The 17,927-nt window shown below is 41.7% G+C and carries 20 protein-coding genes, 1 tRNA gene and 1 other annotated feature; all 21 genes read right to left on the bottom strand.

Going from position 1 to position 17,927, the window contains the following annotated elements:
• Positions 1 to 17 precede the first annotated feature (17 nt).
• The gene (gene rpoB / locus RTX25_RS03125; RefSeq protein ID WP_312650379.1) at positions 18 to 3,701 is read right to left on the bottom strand and encodes a DNA-directed RNA polymerase subunit beta; all 3,684 of its coding nucleotides are present in this window, start codon (positions 3,699 to 3,701) and stop codon (positions 18 to 20) included.
• Positions 3,702 to 4,105: 404 nt separating this feature from the next.
• A complete protein-coding gene (locus tag RTX25_RS03120; protein WP_312650376.1) occupies positions 4,106 to 4,525 on the bottom strand; it encodes a hypothetical protein in 420 nt (139 codons plus the stop codon).
• A gap of 128 nt (positions 4,526 to 4,653) precedes the next feature.
• On the bottom strand, positions 4,654 to 5,022 hold the full coding sequence (locus tag RTX25_RS03115; protein WP_312650373.1) for a YccF domain-containing protein: 369 nt from the start codon (positions 5,020 to 5,022) through the stop codon (positions 4,654 to 4,656).
• Positions 5,023 to 5,151: 129 nt separating this feature from the next.
• Positions 5,152 to 5,520: a 50S ribosomal protein L7/L12 gene (rplL, locus tag RTX25_RS03110; protein WP_312650370.1), complete on the bottom strand. Its 369-nt coding sequence runs from the start codon at positions 5,518 to 5,520 to the stop codon at positions 5,152 to 5,154.
• Positions 5,521 to 5,582: 62 nt separating this feature from the next.
• Positions 5,583 to 6,074, bottom strand: a complete 492-nt coding sequence (gene rplJ, locus RTX25_RS03105; RefSeq protein WP_312650368.1) for a 50S ribosomal protein L10 — start codon at positions 6,072 to 6,074, stop codon at positions 5,583 to 5,585.
• Between the two features lie 40 nt (positions 6,075 to 6,114).
• Positions 6,115 to 6,242 (bottom strand) — a sequence feature (ribosomal protein L10 leader region).
• A gap of 45 nt (positions 6,243 to 6,287) precedes the next feature.
• Positions 6,288 to 6,977, bottom strand: a complete 690-nt coding sequence (rplA, locus tag RTX25_RS03100; RefSeq protein ID WP_312650365.1) for a 50S ribosomal protein L1 — start codon at positions 6,975 to 6,977, stop codon at positions 6,288 to 6,290.
• A 58-nt stretch (positions 6,978 to 7,035) separates the two neighbouring features.
• Positions 7,036 to 7,461: a 50S ribosomal protein L11 gene (gene rplK, locus RTX25_RS03095; protein WP_031577575.1), complete on the bottom strand. Its 426-nt coding sequence runs from the start codon at positions 7,459 to 7,461 to the stop codon at positions 7,036 to 7,038.
• A 79-nt stretch (positions 7,462 to 7,540) separates the two neighbouring features.
• Positions 7,541 to 8,065, bottom strand: a complete 525-nt coding sequence (nusG, locus tag RTX25_RS03090; RefSeq protein ID WP_312650359.1) for a transcription termination/antitermination protein NusG — start codon at positions 8,063 to 8,065, stop codon at positions 7,541 to 7,543.
• 46 nt (positions 8,066 to 8,111) lie between these two features.
• Positions 8,112 to 8,312, bottom strand: coding sequence for a preprotein translocase subunit SecE (secE, locus tag RTX25_RS03085; protein ID WP_312650357.1), 201 nt, complete (start codon positions 8,310 to 8,312; stop codon positions 8,112 to 8,114).
• Between the two features lie 22 nt (positions 8,313 to 8,334).
• On the bottom strand, positions 8,335 to 8,484 hold the full coding sequence (gene rpmG / locus RTX25_RS03080; RefSeq protein WP_312650354.1) for a 50S ribosomal protein L33: 150 nt from the start codon (positions 8,482 to 8,484) through the stop codon (positions 8,335 to 8,337).
• 225 nt (positions 8,485 to 8,709) lie between these two features.
• Entirely contained in the window at positions 8,710 to 9,903 is a 1,194-nt protein-coding gene (tuf, locus tag RTX25_RS03075) for an elongation factor Tu (protein WP_312650351.1), read from the bottom strand.
• 114 nt (positions 9,904 to 10,017) lie between these two features.
• Positions 10,018 to 10,093: transfer RNA gene (locus tag RTX25_RS03070), tRNA-Thr, on the bottom strand.
• A 64-nt stretch (positions 10,094 to 10,157) separates the two neighbouring features.
• The gene (gene sigH / locus RTX25_RS03065; RefSeq protein ID WP_312650348.1) at positions 10,158 to 10,787 is read right to left on the bottom strand and encodes an RNA polymerase sporulation sigma factor SigH; all 630 of its coding nucleotides are present in this window, start codon (positions 10,785 to 10,787) and stop codon (positions 10,158 to 10,160) included.
• A 168-nt stretch (positions 10,788 to 10,955) separates the two neighbouring features.
• Positions 10,956 to 12,251 (bottom strand): transposase, encoded by a 1,296-nt coding sequence (locus RTX25_RS03060; protein WP_312650347.1) that lies wholly within the window; start codon positions 12,249 to 12,251, stop codon positions 10,956 to 10,958.
• Entirely contained in the window at positions 12,226 to 12,633 is a 408-nt protein-coding gene (gene tnpA, locus RTX25_RS03055) for an IS200/IS605 family transposase (protein WP_312650345.1), read from the bottom strand. The genes RTX25_RS03060 and tnpA overlap by 26 nt, the downstream gene beginning before the upstream one ends.
• A 176-nt stretch (positions 12,634 to 12,809) precedes the next feature.
• The gene (locus tag RTX25_RS03050) at positions 12,810 to 13,337 is read right to left on the bottom strand and encodes an NYN domain-containing protein (RefSeq protein WP_312650342.1); all 528 of its coding nucleotides are present in this window, start codon (positions 13,335 to 13,337) and stop codon (positions 12,810 to 12,812) included.
• A gap of 13 nt (positions 13,338 to 13,350) precedes the next feature.
• Positions 13,351 to 14,214 carry a 23S rRNA (guanosine(2251)-2'-O)-methyltransferase RlmB gene (gene rlmB, locus RTX25_RS03045; protein WP_312650340.1) on the bottom strand — a complete coding sequence of 288 codons (864 nt, stop codon included), beginning with the start codon at positions 14,212 to 14,214 and terminating at the stop codon, positions 13,351 to 13,353.
• Positions 14,195 to 14,629, bottom strand: a complete 435-nt coding sequence (locus RTX25_RS03040; protein ID WP_312650337.1) for a ribonuclease III domain-containing protein — start codon at positions 14,627 to 14,629, stop codon at positions 14,195 to 14,197. The genes rlmB and RTX25_RS03040 overlap by 20 nt, the downstream gene beginning before the upstream one ends.
• A 131-nt stretch (positions 14,630 to 14,760) precedes the next feature.
• The gene (rpsD, locus tag RTX25_RS03035; protein WP_312650335.1) at positions 14,761 to 15,354 is read right to left on the bottom strand and encodes a 30S ribosomal protein S4; all 594 of its coding nucleotides are present in this window, start codon (positions 15,352 to 15,354) and stop codon (positions 14,761 to 14,763) included.
• A 166-nt stretch (positions 15,355 to 15,520) separates the two neighbouring features.
• A complete protein-coding gene (locus tag RTX25_RS03030) occupies positions 15,521 to 16,612 on the bottom strand; it encodes an FAD:protein FMN transferase (RefSeq protein ID WP_312650332.1) in 1,092 nt (363 codons plus the stop codon).
• Positions 16,613 to 16,783: 171 nt separating this feature from the next.
• A complete protein-coding gene (locus tag RTX25_RS03025) occupies positions 16,784 to 17,863 on the bottom strand; it encodes a hypothetical protein (RefSeq protein ID WP_312650329.1) in 1,080 nt (359 codons plus the stop codon).
• Positions 17,864 to 17,927: the final 64 nt, after the last annotated feature.

Raw genomic sequence — 17,927 nt, 5'->3', positions numbered from 1 at the left:
GGTAATCCTCCCTTCAATTACTCTAAATCTTCAGCGAAATTATTTGAACTTACTTCTTCGAAATCATCCTCGTCTGTGATGACGTGGGTGCTTTCACTTATCTCCTCAGGAATATCGATGATGACATCTTCAGGGGAATCAATCTTGATTGCCTTGAGTTCCAGCGAAGCCTCTTCATACTCGGAATCTTCCTTGAGCTCGATTTCTTCTCGCTCATCGTTCAGTACCTTCACATTTAGGCAAAGGGCCTGAAGTTCCTTGATCAGTACCTTGAATGATTCTGGGACTCCTGGCTGCGGAATGTTTTCACCCTTGACAATGGCTTCATAGGTCTTGACTCTACCCACCACGTCATCGGATTTAACGGTCAGGATTTCCTGCAGAGTATGAGCTGAGCCATAAGCCTCAAGTGCCCAAACTTCCATTTCACCGAATCTCTGTCCACCGAACTGAGCTTTACCACCAAGTGGCTGCTGAGTGACCAGTGAGTAAGGTCCTGTACTTCTTGCGTGGATCTTGTCGTCGACCAGATGCGCAAGTTTCAGGATATACATGTATCCGACAGTAACTTCATTATCAAATGGCTCTCCTGTTCTTCCATCATAGAGCACAGTCTTACCATTTCTGTTGAATCCGGCTCTTTCCAGTGAATCTTCGATATCCTTTTCGGATGCACCGTCGAATACCGGTGTAGCTACATGCCAGCCAAGTTTCGCTGCCGCCCATCCAAGATGGACTTCAAGAACCTGTCCGATGTTCATACGAGATGGAACACCAAGCGGGTTCAGACAGATCTGCAGTGGTCTTCCATCAGGAAGGAACGGCATATCTTCTTCTGGTAGCACTCTTGAGATAACACCCTTGTTACCATGACGTCCAGCCATCTTATCTCCGACGGAGATCTTTCTTCTCTGGGCAATATAGCATCTTACGAGCATATTTACGCCAGGTGGAAGTTCGTCCTGATTTTCCCTTGTGAAGATCTTGATATCAACGATGATACCCGCTTCTCCGTGAGGTACTCTAAGTGAGGTGTCTCTGACTTCTCTTGCTTTTTCACCGAAGATTGCTCTCAGCAGTCTTTCTTCAGATGTAAGGTCGGTTTCACCCTTAGGGGTTACTTTACCGATCAGAATATCTCCTGATCTGACTTCAGCTCCAATTCGGATGATTCCTCTTTCATCGATATCCTTCAGTGAATCTTCACCCACATTCGGAATATCTCTTGTGATTTCTTCTGGCCCGAGCTTTGTATCTCTTGCTTCCGCTTCATATTCTTCGATATGTATGGAAGTGAAGACATCATCGCGTACAAGTTCTTCGGAAATCAGCATAGCATCCTCATAGTTGTAACCTTCCCATGTGATGAAGCCCATTCTGATGTTCTTACCCAGAGCGATTTCACCAAGGTCTGTGGAAGGACCATCTGCAAGAAGCGATCCTGCGTCTACATGTTCACCCTTGAATACAAGCGGCTTCTGGTTGATACATGTACCCTGGTTGCTTCTCTTGAATTTCAGGAGCTTGTAGTGATCAACTGATCCGTTGTCGTCTCTCTTGATCTTGATTTCATTACCGCTTACATAGATTACGGTACCCGCGTTTCTGGCTTTAGGAAGTACTCCTGAGTCCAGAGCTGCCTTGTACTCGATTCCTGTTCCTACATAAGGTGCAGCTGGCTTAAGTAGTGGAACTGCCTGACGCTGCATGTTCGAACCCATCAGTGCTCTGGATGCATCATCGTTCTCAAGGAACGGAATCATCGCAGTCGCAACGGATACGATCTGTCTTGGGGAGATGTCCATAAGGTCAACTTCCTCTTTAGGAATAACCAGTACATCTTCTCTGTATCTAACTGTTACTCTTTCATCAATGAATGTTGAGTTTTCATCCAGCAGTTCATTTGCCTGGGCAACCAGCAGTTCATCTTCTTCGTCAGCTGTAAAGTACTTGACTTCAGTTGTAACTCTTCCGGTGCCTTTTTCTACCAGTCTGTATGGTGTCTCGATGAAACCATATTCGTTTACACGTGCATAGGTAGACAGGGAGTTGATCAGACCGATATTCGGTCCTTCAGGCGTCTCGATCGGACACATTCTTCCATAATGTGAATGGTGAACGTCTCTGACTTCAAACCCGGCTCTTTCTCTTGAAAGACCACCAGGTCCCAGTGCAGAAAGTCTTCTCTTATGTGTAAGCTCTGAAAGAGGATTTGTCTGATCCATGAACTGTGACAGCTGGGAGGATCCGAAGAATTCCTTCACCGCTGCGGTTACAGGTCTGATATTGATCAGCGCCTGTGGAGTGATATTATCCTGATCCTGGATGGTCATTCTTTCCTTGACGACTCTTTCCATTCTGGAAAGACCGATTCTGAACTGGTTCTGAAGGAGTTCTCCCACAGATCTCAGTCTTCTGTTACCCAGATGATCGATGTCGTCTACATGACCGACGCCATGTCCAAGACCGATTTCATAGCTGATGCTTGCAAAAATATCATCCTTCAGCACATGCTTAGGGATAAGATTATGAATGTTTTTCTTCAGCTCTTCCTTTAATTCATCTTCTTCAAGGTTCAGATCCAGAATCGCCTTAAGCGTTGGATAGTGAACCATTTCCTTAATGTGAACTTCTTTAGGATCAAAGGATACAAATTCGGAAAGATTCACGAAGTAGTTTCCGATGATACGGACAACCTGTTCTTCAACAAGAATGTCCACGACATTAATCCCCGCTGCCATGACTTCATGAGCAGCTTCTCTTGAGATCTTGTCTCCCTTTGAAATCAGAATTTCACCAGTCTCTGCATTGATGACATCTTCTGCAGCGATGTGGTTGTAAAGTCTGCCTGCAATAGACAGCTTCTTATTGAACTTATAACGACCCACTTTTGACAGGTCATATCTCTTTGCATCAAAGAACAGTGAATCAATCAGGGATGTTGCACTGTCAACTGTTGGAGGTTCACCTGGTCTAAGTCTCTTGTAGACTTCCAGAAGACCTTCTTCATGAGTATTCGTATTATCTTTTTCAAGGGTTGCTTTTAAACGCTCATCCTCTCCAAAATAGTCAATAATTTCCTGATCGGAGTTGAATCCCATGGCTCTGGCAAGCACTGTTATCGGCAGCTTTCTTGTCTTATCGATCCTCACATTAATGACTTCATTGGAATCTGTTTCATATTCCAGCCATGCTCCACGGTTTGGAATAACAGTAGCTGCATAGAGTTTCTTACCTGTCTTGTCTATGCTTTCATTGTAGTATACACCTGGAGACCTTACGAGCTGTGAAACGATAACTCTTTCTGCTCCATTGATGATAAAAGTACCTTGCTCGGTCATTACAGGGAATTCTCCCATAAAGACTTCTTGCTCCTTGATTTCACCGGTTTCGATGTTTTCAAGTCTGATTTTTACTTTCATCGGTGCAGAATAAGTAGCATCTCTTTCCTTGCATTCCTCAATGGAATACTTGATGTTTTCTCGGTCCAGATGGAAACCCACGAATTTCAGAACCAGATTTCCACCATAGTTGGAAATAGGGTTGATATCGTCGAAGACCTCATCTAATCCTTCACTTAGAAACCAATTGTAGGAATCTAATTGAATCTCAATAAGATTAGGCATGTCATAGACGTCCTTAACCCTTCCGAAACTCATTCTCGTCCTCTTTCCTGTTGAAATTGGAACAGGATGTACCATTAGCATTCACCCCTTATATAAACTAAAATAACCAGAAAATGCGCATAGTATCCCTAGGGACTTTGCACTTCTGGATTGTGACCATACATTGCGGTTTAATCGCTTTTATCCGTTGATAACTGCGAAAAACCCCGTTTACTATTCTAACCTATTATTGTCTCTTTTACAAGAGTACGATTATATATATTATCATAATCTTAACATCTGGTCAATGGATTCATCTAAATTTCACCATGATTTCACCTGATGTGATCTCTTTACATATCATTTGTCTATTCAAGTCACCCCTGTCTCATCAATTCGGAAGATCCGACCACAAAATGAGCGGTTCACCTGTTCAGTCCGAAAATATAGCTAGTGCTTTAAACACTAGCTATCGTCAAAATACTGATTAATCTTTGCTCTTAAATATAAAACAGAAGTACTGATACCGCAAGTATTACTGCAAAGTAATGATACCATCTCTTTTTACTGCGATAGAGAAGATAAACGCTTCCCAGAATGACTGCTGAAGCTGCACCGATCTGAAGTACAGGCCACCTGTATAGCTGCACCCCTTCTGTAATCATAAACGTTCCAAGACCACCTGCAAGAAACACCGCTTTTAGCCAATCCGCCGCATCGCTTCTGTAAATCAGAATAACCTCAAGAAGCCACATGACTCCATATCCCACTCTGAGCGGAGCCACAAAATTGTAGGATCCGCTAGGTGACCCGAGCATTCTGAAAAGAAACAGATATAGAAAGAACGATACGACCAGAAGAATCATTCCACCGACTGCGACAAGGAGTCCTTTTCTGATCATCTCAGATGTGTTTACCATCACGATCTTCTCCTCGAAAACTATTTTATCCGCTGTCATAATAACGTGGATGACATTATGTCGGTTTCTCATTACGCCTTCTCTACTTATATTATATCACTGGCTGCAAATCCAAGATTATGTTAACACTAATTTCTTATTATCTTTGCACCAAAAGGCATCAGACTCAGCTTCGCCATCTTGAAGTTCTGTAGCCCAAACGGTATACCGATAACCGTCATGCAGAGTAAAATTCCGATAACAGCATTAACCACTGCAAGCTCAATGCCACCGATCACGATCCAGATGATGTTGACGAGAAAGGAACCTGCACCCATGGAAGTGAAGCTTACATCTCTTCCAAAGGGGGACAGCTGAAGACTGGCCATTTTGAAACACTGAATACCTACAGGTAGTCCAATGATGGTCACTGACCACAGTGCACCAAAAAGAAACCACAATATGGCAGGGATAAACCCGCCAGATAAAATCCATAAAACATTTCCGATCAGACTCATATCGATCATCTCCTTTGTACTTAAGTATAATGAGCGCAGATTAACGAATGATTAACTCGCGAAATTCTGATGAAAAGAAAAATCCGGTAATTTCTTACCGGATTTTTTAAGTTCATTCTTTAATTCGAATTACTTAACTTCTACTTCAGCGCCAACTTCTGTAAGCTTAGCAACAAGTGCATCTGCTTCATCCTTTGGAACGCCTTCCTTGATTGCCTTAGGAGCTCCGTCAACGATTTCCTTAGCTTCCTTCAGTCCAAGTCCTGTAGCTTCTCTAACAGCCTTGATAACCTTAATCTTTTCAGCTCCTGCTGCCTTAAGAATAACGTCGAATTCTGTCTTCTCTTCTACTGCTACTGCTTCACCAGCACCTGCTGCTGCTACTGGAGCTGCTGCGGATACACCGAACTCCTCTTCGCAAGCCTTAACCAGTTCATTTAATTCTAAAACGGACATTTCCTTGATTGCTGATATTATATCTTCTCTTGATACTGCCATTTATAGACACCTCCATATATTTTTAAACATTATTTTTTTAGGCGATTCGCCCGAGTATTGTATTATGCCTCTTTGCTTTCTGCAACTGCATTAAGCATATAGACAAGATTTGATAGTGGGGATTTGATGCTTCCAAGGAACTTCCCGATAAGCACTTCCTTTGCAGGAATCTTAGCAAGCTGATTCATCAGTTCTGCATCATAAACCTTACCATCTACATAACCACCCTTGATTTCAAGCTTCTTTGAAGCCTTGGAGAAATCAGCGATAAGCTTTGCAGCGGTAGTTTCATCATCATAACCGAAAGCCATGGATACTGGTCCTTCAAGGTACTGTTCAAGTCCCTCGATTCCAAGCTCCTGTGCAGCTCTTGTTACCATAGTGTTCTTGTACACTCTGTATTCAACGTTGTTCTTTCTAAGAGTGCTTCTTAGTTCTGTGTCCTGCTCAACATTGATGCCTTGATAGTTAACAAGTACAAGGGACTTTGCGTTCTGCATTTTTTCCTTGATCTCACTAACCTTCTGGGCCTTGATCTCTTTGTTGTTGTTCACTGTGTGTCCACCTCCTCACAGTTTATTAAACTGCTTATTCAAACATAATCAAAAAGGTCTCTCCAAGACGAGGAGAGACCTTTAGTTTAAAAACTATAAAGTACTCGCACCTCGGTAGGATTTATGATGTTACTCACCTACTGTCTTAGCATGCACGATTCAATTATTTAACTTCAAAAGTATAACATGTAGTGCTGATTAAGTCAACAATGATTAGTCAACAACTTTTGTTGGGTTAATCTTCACTCCAGGTCCCATTGTTGCAGAGACTGATACAGATTTAAGGTACTGTCCCTTAGCAGCTGCTGGCTTAGCCTTGATCAGCGCTTCCATAAGTGCCTTGAAGTTATCCTTCAGCTTTTCTTCTCCGAATGACTTCTTACCGATTGGAACGTGAACGATAGATGTCTTGTCGACTCTATATTCAACCTTACCAGCCTTGATGTCTGCAATAGCCTTAGCTACATCAAATGTAACTGTACCGGACTTTGGATTTGGCATAAGACCCTTAGGTCCGAGCACTCTACCAAGTCTACCAACAACACCCATCATATCAGGAGTTGCTACAACAACATCAAAGTCAAACCAGTTTTCCTTCTGGATCTTATCAAGATAGTCTTCAGCTCCAACGTAATCTGCTCCAGCTTCAGTAGCTTCAGTAGCCTTAGCTCCCTTTGCAAATACAAGAACTCTGACAGTCTTACCTGTTCCGTGTGGTAATACTACCGCACCTCTGACCTGCTGGTCAGCATGTCTTGGATCTACTCCAAGCTTAACATGTAGTTCGATTGTTTCATCAAACTTAGCCTTTGCAGTCTTGACTGCTAATTCAAGTGCCTCCTGTGGAGTGTATAACACACTCTTATCAACAAGCTTTGCACTTTCTACATAATTCTTACCCATTAATTTTGCCTCCTTCGTGGTTTTAACGGTTTATTGCCTCCCACTTTATTAGGTTGTCTTATTCAACGATAGTAACGCCCATACTTCTTGCAGTACCTTCAATCATAGACATTGCTGCCTCAACTGATGCTGCATTAAGGTCTGGCATTTTTGTTTCTGCAATTGTTCTAACCTGATCCTTGGTAAGCTGTGCTACCTTGGTTCTGTTTGGAACGCCTGATCCACTTTCAATTCCTGCTGCCTTCTTGATGAGTACAGCTGCTGGTGGTGTCTTCAGGATAAAGCTGAAAGATCTGTCCTGATACACTGTGATCACTACTGGAATTATATATCCAGCCTTATCTGCAGTTCTTGCATTGAATTCCTTACAGAATCCCATAATGTTCACACCGTGCTGTCCAAGTGCTGGTCCAACTGGTGGTGCTGGTGTTGCCTTTCCTGCAGGAAGTTGTAACTTGATCATTCCTGTAACTTTCTTTGCCATGAGTTTATTCCTCCTATACTGTGGTAGATTGCGGGTATTTTACCCTCCCACTTATTTAAGACCCAAAGGGTCAATAAACCTAGTAAATTTTTTCAATCTGGTTAAAGTCGAGTTCTGCTGGAGTTGCTCTACCAAACATCTCTACTTCAACCTTGACCTTATGCTTATCGTTGTTGATTTCAACAACAGTAGCAGGGAATCCCTTGAACGGTGTTGCGATGATCTTGACGCTTTCGCCAATCGCAAGATCGATCTTGGCATGGGCTTCTGCAATACCCATGGATCTGACCTCTTCATCGGTCAATGGAACGGGATTGTTTGACTTCGCGCCGACAAAACCGGTGACACCTCTAGTATTTCTTACGATATACCAGGATTCTTCGGTCATTATCATTTTAACGAGAACATATCCGGGAAACTTTTTCTTCAGGACGACCTTTTCCTTGTCATCCTTTCTTTCGATGACTTCTTCCATAGGAACTTCAACACCCTGTAAAAGATGTTCAAGGTTTCGGTTTTCAATCGCCTTTTCAAGGTTAACCTTGACTTTGTTTTCATAACCTGAATATGTATGAACAACGTACCAACGTGCTTTTTCTTCCATACGAAATTAGAGGAGCAGACTAAATGCTACCCCTTTCCTCCTTACATTAAAGTTTAAATAGAATCTCGGTCAAAAGACCATTGTAAATAAAATCTGCAATCGCAATCAGTACGATATAGATCGCAACGATAGCAGATACTACGCCAATAGCTTTCTTGACTTCCTCTTTGGAGGGCCAGGTTATCTTCTTTATTTCGTTTCTTGTCTCTTTTACAAAACTGACGAGTCCTTTGCTATTTGAAGCCATGAAATCACATCCTTAGTCTGTGTTACTTTGTTTCTTTATGTGCAGTATGCTTCTTGCAGAATTTGCAATACTTGCTCATTTCCAGTCTTTCTGGATTGTTCTTCTTGTTTTTCATTGTGTCGTAGTTTCTCTGCTTACACTCTGTGCATGCTAAAGTCATTCTTGTTCTCACTTTGAGCACCTCCGTACTTTATAGTTTTGCTGACATCATAAATAGCCCCTTTTTCGCAGGGTATTACTAAATTACTTTATCATATGCTCCCACCCATGTCAAATAAAAATCAGGATTATTTTTGGAGCACAATGATAAAAACCGGTCTGAATTCCACCGGTATATCTCTACACCGTTCCGTTAAAAAAGGACTGGATAACCAGTCCTTCAATTTTAACTTAAATCTTATGCGTTGATTGTAGTAACTACGCCTGAACCGACTGTTCTACCACCCTCACGGATAGCGAATCTCAGTCCTTCGTCCATAGCGATCGGTGTGATCAGCTCAACGTTCATGTCGATATGATCCCCAGGCATTACCATTTCCATTCCATCTGGAAGCTTGATGTTTCCTGTTACGTCTGTAGTTCTGAAGTAGAACTGTGGTCTGTAACCGTCAAAGAATGGTGTATGTCTTCCGCCTTCTTCCTTCTTAAGTACATATACCTGTCCTACGAACTTGGTATGTGGCTTAACGGATCCTGGCTTAGCAAGAACCTGTCCTCTTTCGATTTCAGATCTCTGGATTCCTCTTAGAAGTGCTCCGATGTTGTCTCCAGCCTGTGCAGAATCAAGAAGCTTTCTGAACATCTCTACTCCTGTACATACTACCTTTCTGGAATCTTCGGACAGTCCTACGATTTCAACTTCTTCTCCTACCTTAAGTACTCCAGTTTCCACTCTTCCTGTAGCAACTGTTCCTCTACCTGTGATGGTGAAGACGTCCTCTACTGGCATAAGGAATGGCTTGTCTGTCTGTCTTTCTGGTGTTGGGATGTAGCTGTCGATTGCAGCCATAAGCTCATGGATGCACTTAGCCTTTTCAGGATCTGTTGGGTTTTCAAGCGCTTCAAGTGCGGATCCTGCGATGATCGGTGTATCGTCGCCTGGGAACTCGTACTCTGAAAGAAGCTCTCTTACTTCCATCTCTACCAGCTCAAGAAGTTCAGGATCGTCCACCATGTCTGCCTTGTTCAGGAAAACAACGATGTAGTTGACTCCAACTCTTGATGCAAGAAGGATATGCTCTCTTGTCTGTGGCATTGGACCGTCTGCTGCAGATACAACAAGGATTGCTCCGTCCATCTGTGCTGCTCCGGTGATCATGTTCTTGACATAGTCGGCATGTCCTGGACAGTCCACGTGAGCATAATGTCTGTTTTCTGTCTCATACTCTACGTGTGAAGTATTGATTGTAATACCTCTTTCCTTCTCTTCAGGTGCCTTGTCGATCTGATCGTACTTTGTTGCAGTAGCTCCACCAGTCTGTGATAATACAGTTGTGATCGCTGCTGTAAGTGTTGTCTTGCCGTGGTCAACGTGTCCGATGGTTCCGATATTGACATGTGGCTTGCTTCTTTCGAATTTTGCTTTTGCCATTATTCTTTCTCCTCCTTAATAACTGAACATTACATATTCTATTATAATATTTTTTTCTCTAGATGACTAGTCCCTACAACGGAGCCTGGTGTTCCGAAGCATAAAGGGAATAAATGGAGCCCATAAGCGGGATTGAACCGCTGACCTCCACCTTACCAAGGTGACGCTCTACCGACTGAGCTATATGGGCATTAATCTCACCTCATCAAGTTTACTAAAAACCCAAATATATGTCAATAGCTTATCTGGAATTCTTATGATGAAGCATCTGCAAGGTTTCGGGACAGTTTTTTCCTGATTCTCTGGATGGCATTATCGATGGCTTTCTCCTCTTTATCTAGAACAGCAGCGATTTTAACATAGCTGACACCCTGAAGATAGAGTCGAAGAACACGATATTCAAAATCAGAAAGAGAATTTCTGATTTCCATGTTGATCTCCTGAGTTTTCTCTACATCGATATAAAGCGACTCCGGATCTTCCTTCCTGCTGGTGATGAAGGTATCCATGTAATTCTTGTCGGTCTCTTCATGGTACAAAGGCTTGTTCAGAGAAACGTATGTATTGAGCGGAATATGTTTCTGACGGGATGCCGCCTTCAGCGCCGTCATGATCTGCCTTGTGACGCAGATATCCATGAAGGTCCTGAAACTTGCCTGCCTGTCCCCACTGAAGTCCTTGATGGCTTCGTAAAGACCGATCAGACCTTCCTGCATGATATCTTCCACTTCTCCGCCTACGATGAAATAGGCGCGGGATTTATTGCGGACATAAGGAAGATATTTGGCCGTGATAAATTCTGAAGCATATTTGTCTCCATTCTGAGCAAGGCTGACAATTTCTTCATCGGTTAAAGTGTTGTATTTTCTCTCTTCCTTCGTCAAAACTGTTCCTCCTTCTGAATGATACAAAAGATTACGAAACTTGTGAACTACTCCTCATTGAAATGAGGAGCTTCTTTTCATAGTCACGAACAATCAGTGCATGAATGCAATGTTTGCTGCTACCTATGTGGGAAGTCCATACCCTATACTGCTACTCATGAATTTGAGTTACACAGCTACTTTTATTCTGATTGGGCTGCTTAATCCTTTTATGGGCATGAGCAGTCCTTTATTTTGTTTTTCCTCATAGAGCCTCAGGATGTTGTATGCACCAACACTGTCTGCATTGAACTTCACATGATTGTCTATGAAGAGCCCTCTATGCTTTCTTTTGGCTTTCGTAGCATAGGTCTTATTGACTTTTGGAGCAAAGGGACTCACCTGACTGCTGTAATTTTCCTTAGTCTTGATAAGTTCTATTCCTTTTGTCCTCAATTTGTACTGGAGATAGAAATACAGCTTCTCATAAGGTAATCCATGCAGCTTTTGGTTCGTTACTTTTCCTAAGTTGCTGTTTTCTCTTATGTTCTTGATATCTCCGATGACAACCTTAGAGATGCCATTCTTCTCACAGTAAGCTACTATTTCTTTTGTCGCACAATGGAAGAAATGATGAAGCTGTAACTGCTTTTTCTTTTGAAGATTTATGATTTTCTTTGTTGTAGAAGCATACTTCTTTCCACTGGCGATTTGCTGCTTACTGGTGATGGATTGAAAATGAGCTATTTTTTTATTGAAATAGTGGCTGATTTCCAGGTATTTTGTGCCACTTACGATAAAACTTTTACCTTCATTGTCATAACAGGTAAACAGGTTTTTGATGCCAATATCAATGGAAAGATAATGTTTGTTATCTTTATTGAGCTGCGCCTCTTCTATTTCGTAAACAACATTAATCTGATAAGTTTTATCCTTTAAAGGTTTAAACTCAATGGTCTTAATTTTCTCTGTGACCGCTGAAAATTCTTTTATTTTCAGACTTAAATATTTGGAGTCAAAAGAGAAATTATCTTTAAGGTATTCTTTTTGTTGCTTTGGAATAGAAAAATTTATGGTGTCTTTGGATATTTTATTGAAGCCGTTATTTAGAAAGGTGAAGTTGAACAAGGAATTCTTCTCCTTGAATCTTGGAGGCTTTGGATTCTTTATGCCTTTAGATTTCTGAAGCTCAAAAAAACTCTTCCAGGATTTCTGAAGCCTATCCAGCACATCTTGTGCTGTCTGTGAGGGCAGGTTCTTATACCAGAATTCCTCTTTTAGTCTTTTCTTTTGGTCATACCAGTTTGGAAAAGAAGAAAAACCTAATTCTATATAGTTTTTCTTCTCATAATTGGCAATGTTCCACAGCTTTGCAGATGAAAAAGCAAATGCGTTTAAGACATTTAATTCTTGTGCTGTAGGCTTATAGATGATTTTCTTCGTCAAATGCAAAGCGTTTTTACTCCTTTCCTTTTTGGTTTTCAATATACCTCTTAATGTTTTCTTCACTGGTAGAACCAACAGTTTCGATATAGAAGGATGAGTTCCATAAAGTGTTTTTCCATAACTGTTTGCTTATTTCTGGAAATTGAAGGAATAACTTTCTTCCCGTTATTCCTTTACACATCTTTACAATGTAAGACGGTGAAATCTTAGGATGTGCTGAAACGAACAGATGGATGTGGTCCTCATTGCATTCCATAGCATGAATGATAAAGTCTTTTTCTTTTGCTATAGTAAGCAGCTCTTCCTTTAAGTATTCCTCCACTTTACCATTTAAGATTTTGCGCCTGTACTTCACAGTCCATACGATATGATAATTGATGTTGTAGACACAGGTTCTGGCTTTTGTTAAATTACTTCTCATACATATAATATACCATGGATTGAGAGATAACTCAATAAATTCAGCAATTAAAGCAAATACACATAGTCTGCTATGAAGCGGAGAAATTCATCTCCTCATTGAAATAAGGAGGGTTCTTTCTCAATTACCTAAACTTATTTAAAATTATCAGACAAAAATGGCTAAAAGTCAAGCTTTCAGCCATTTCTACGCATTTTTTCCAGTTTTTCCTTGGACTCCTCATCCATATGATCAAGAAGCTTCATGGATTTTCTATGGGAGAGGTTTTCCGTCTTCTCACTGATGCTTTTTTCCGCCTCTTTAAAAGATACACGGAACTCAAGTGAGCTCATCCTCTGTGCACCTCTGCCGAAGATGATCTGCTGCTCGAGATTGTCCGAAGTCACAACAAGAACCTCGACTTTTCTCCCCACCAGATCAACAGCACGCTCTATATAAGCGTCAGCCGTCTCCTTGTCCTTTGTATAGACAACCTCGACCGAAGTCCTCATTTCTTTATGCCTCTTGTTACCGGACACTCTGTGCGCGTCAAAGACCACGCATACCTTTGCACCGTAAAAACTGGCATAGTTGATCATATATTCGATCAGCTTGTCTCTGGCAGCACCAAGCTCAAGTTCTTTGAGCTCACTCCAGGAGTTGATTACATTATAACCGTCAATAAATACCCTCTTCATATCAAAAATGGGGACAATTGTCCCCACTCCTCCATCTTCATTACTTTACTTTGGTAATTCTGGATTTCATCACTTCATACATCAGGATTCCGGCAGCAACCGACGCGTTAAGGGAATTGACCTTACCCACCATAGGAATGCTTACGATACCGTCACATTTTTCTCTGACAAGTCTTGATAGTCCTTTTCCTTCGTTACCGATCACAAGGGCTACACCGCCGTCAAAATTCGTATTGTAGCTGAAGGAATCGCCCTTCATATCCGCTCCATAGACGAATACACCTTCTTCCTTCATTTCATCGATGATTCTCGGAATATTGGTCACTTTTGCGATGGCCATATGGTTGACTGCACCAGCTGATGTTTTAAACACTGTCGAGTTTACACCGACGCTTCTTCTCTTTGGAATGATCACACCATGAACGCCTGAAAGCTCTGCTGTTCTTATGATCGAACCCAGGTTATGCGGATCTTCGATTTCATCCAGGATCATGATAAACGGCTTTTCATTGCGATCCGATGCAATCTTCAGGATATCGGCAAGCTCCACATAACGGTAAGGTGTGATATATGCCACTACCCCCTGATGATGAGGTGAATTGGCTATAGCATCAAGCTTTCTTCTGTCCACTTCAATGACAGGAATCCCTTTCTCTTTTGCAATGGAAATGATCTTGATGACAGAACCTGTTGAGTCACCTTTGGATACCAGAATCTTCTCTACAGTAATCTTGCTGTCAAATGCCTCAAGTACAGGATTTCTCCCTTCTATGACATTCTCATTGATCTCCTGCTCAACCACCGCTTCTCTAGGCGCTCTTGGTGCCCTGTCTCTTCTCTTTCTCTTTTCTTCTTCTTTATTGAATTCATACTCGATTCTTCTTTTATTGTCTTTCTTCGTCATGATTTTCTCCTTCTTCAATGATTTTAAATGAAAGGTCAATGATCTCTTCTAATCGCGCATCTCTCCCTATGAGATACAGATAACCAATTAAAGCTTCAAAACCACTGGCTCTTTTATAATCCAGAAGGTCTGCATTTTTAGGGATGGTATGTGATTTTGTGTTTCGTCCTCGTTTGTAGATGTAAATTTCATCCTCACTTAAGCTGTCCTCTATGCCGCTTATGATTCTGCTCTGGCTGGACGCCTTCACATAACCCACAGCTTTAACATGAAGATCTTTTGGCAGCATATTCGGATAGCCAAGAAGCAGTCTTTCTCTGACATGATTCTCATATACACTGTCTCCGATAAAGGCAAGGGAAAGAGGATTATAATTTCTTGCATCTGATTCGCTGATCGGTCTTACCTGTTCCATCATTACTCCCGTAAACTGTTTATTTTCATTATATCTTTCTTTGAATGCAAATGACATAGTCCGCCATAACGCTTCACTAATATATGATAGAAAAAAGGATCTGATGTGAATCAGACCCTTTGTGATGCCGATTATTTTGAGTAGTACTCAACGATCAACTGTTCATTGATTTCGATTGGCAGCTCTTCTCTCTGTGGCGCTCTAGTGATAGTCGCCTTGAAGTTTTCAACTTCCTTTGAAATGTATCCCAGTGGTGAAGCTGAGAGATTGCTGAAGTTATCAGCAAACATTTCTGTCTTTCTTGACTTCTCTCTAAGTTCTATAACGTCACCGACGCTTAGTCCATAAGAAGGAATGTCGATCTTCTTACCGTTCACTGTGAAATGACCGTGGTTTACCATCTGTCTTGCCTGTCTGATTGATGAGGCGAAGCCCATTCTGTATACCATGTTGTCGAATCTCATTTCAAGTAAGTTAAGAAGCATTGCACCAGTCTGTTCCTTACTCTTCATAGCCTTATCAACGTATCTTACGAACTGCTTTTCAAGTACTCCGTAGTAGTTTCTAAGTCTCTGCTTTTCAAGCAGCTGAACACCATACTCAGAGAGCTTCTTATCTGCTCTGGATGTTCCTCTCTTAGATCTGTTCATTGCCTTAGGATGACCTACAACATTCAGACCTAATCTTCTTGCTGTTTTAAAACGTGGTCCCATCATTTTTGCCATTTTGTGTTTACCTCCAAAAATTAAATACTTTGCCGCGGTATTTTTTTATCTTTTGGATATGCCATAAATCATTGTAACTTCTTTAGACCCAAAAGTCAAAGATTTTATTTCAATATTCCCGCTGAACCTCAAAGGAAATATTGAGTTAAAAAGAACCACGGCCATCCTATTTATCTGCGCCTGAAGCACCGCCGCTTTTCAGCATAGTTTCGAACCCCTCGGATATGATGATTTCATTATCATGAGTCACCCATATCGCATGAGCACCTTCTATCATCTTAAGCATTTCTTTTCCCTCTTCCAAAGTTGAGAGGAATAATGTAGTGGACATGAAATCCGCAAGTCCGGAGTTCTCCATAACAACTGTAACAGCCTTGAACTGAGTTCCCGGCATAAGGGTTGCAGCATCAATCAGATGATGATACTTTTTCCCATCTGCCACATAGTATCTCTGGTAGTCTCCTGAAGTAACCACAGAAATATTGTTTCCGAATACAGTATCCAGGCCTTTATCATCCGTAAATACAGACTTATCAGGATTCTGTATTCCGATTCCCCAGCGGTCTTTAACTCCATCTAGAGGTTTATCCAGCGCTTTGACATTACCGCCTGCGCTGATGATGAGGGATGTATGTCCCTTATCGCGCATCTTCTCTGCAATCTGCTCCGTCGCAAAGCCTTTGGCCACCGCACCGACATCCAGACTCATCTCAGGATCTTCAAGATATACCGTTCCCGCTTCCTCATCGACAATGACCTTATCAATATCGGTATGTGCGTTCTTCTCTTCCAGCAAGGACATAGGGGGAATCTTGGCGTTATCAGGATCAAATTCAGCTTCTTCTCTATACTGGCTCCACACTCTAAGGACTGGTCCCATGGCGATATTGGCCTTGCCTGTTGTTTTACCATACCACTCTTTGGAAAAGAGAATCAGATCGATGATTCTATCGTCCACTTTAACCGGTGCTTTACCTGCGTTGTCGTTGATGGTTTTGATGTTGTTTATACCCTCATAGTCGTTGTAGATATCATATAGCTCATGATACTCTTTGAATTCCGCTTGAATCTCCTTAAACAGCGCCTCAAACTCTTCTTCAGTGTCCTTATAGGCTATAACTGTTGTAACCGTATCAAAATAGTCGAAAAAGGTATTCTTGTAATTGGTCTTGACCTCTCCCTTTGATTCTGCCTGACATCCGGAAAGCACCATCAGTATCAGCAGTAAAGGAGCAACAATTTTTGAAACTCTCCTCATATTTCCTCCCATAATAGGTTATTTATTCTTATATTACACAGAAAATTATATCATACGTTCAATGAATTACTTCATTATATTCCTTAAGATTTCTTGATAATCATAGAGACTGGGGGATTCATTTCATTTAAAAAGCTCCTCCATTACTGGAGGAGCTTCATTAGTTAAAAACTATTTTGCGTTTTCAGCAGCTTCTGCGAATGCAGCCATGTATCCTGCAACCTTGATGGATACTGTTGAAGTAAGATCTTCTTCAGCTGGAACGCCTTCAGTGATCTTCATTCCTGCAACTTCGTCAGCAGTCTTACCCTTCATCCAGTTAGCAAGTTCTAGAGCCTGTTCGAACCATTCCTTGCCAATCTTTGAAGCAGGCTTCATGCCATATTCGTCACCAAGTTCAACCTTGGACTTGATAGCAGCAGCCTTATCGTTTGTAACCTTACCGTCTTTGTCAAAAGCAACCTTAGTCTGAGCAACGTCGATTACTGTTCCTGCAACTGTTCCATCAGCCTTAAGAGCTGTAGCAACTACAGTTGTGTCAACCTGAGCAAGAGCTCCGTTTTCACCTTCAGCTGACTTTGACTTAGCTATTGATACTTCAGCACCAAGACCAACCTTTTCTGCGCCTTCAACTTCGATAGCGTTAGCATAAGCCTTCTCTAAAGCAGCGATGTATCCTTCAACCTTGATTGTAACTGTTGTCTTAAGATCTTCTTCGTCTGGAACTGTTTCTACAAGCTTCATTCCCTTAACTTCGTCGACTGTCTTACCAATCATCCAAGCTTCGAATGCAGCAATCTGCTCGAACCATTCTTTACCGATCTTTGAAGCAGCCTTCATACCGTACTCGTCACCAAGTTCGATCTTTGTCTTACCAGCAACAGCTGTGTCAGATGTTAACTGCATTTTGTCGTCAAATCCTACTTTGTCCTGAGCTGTATCGATTGATACGCTTACGATCTTACCGTCAGCATCAAATCCTGCAGCAACCATAACTGTGTCAACCTGTCCTGTAGCAGCACCTTCAGCAAGATCCTTTGATTTGCCGATTGATGTAACTAGTCCAAGACCAACCTTTGCGATTGAACCTGCTTCAGCTGGTGTTTCAGCTGGTGTTTCAGCTGGTGTTTCAGCTGGTGTCTCTACTGGTGTTTCAGCTGGTGTTTCAGCTGGTGTTTCTGTCTTAGCACAACCTGCTAATACTGAAAGTGCTAATACTGATGATAATACTAATGAAATTACTTTTTTCATGTTTCCCCTGTCCCTCCGTGTGTTTTATTATTTGTATTTACTACTTCTTTATTCTAATACATTG

Origin of the sequence: Proteiniclasticum sp. (assembly GCF_032054185.1) — a bacterium.
In the GTDB taxonomy this organism is placed as follows: Bacteria; Bacillota; Clostridia; order Clostridiales; family Clostridiaceae; genus Proteiniclasticum.
The sequence above is the reverse complement of the archived record's forward strand: the minus strand, read 5'-3'. Positions and strand labels throughout refer to the sequence as shown.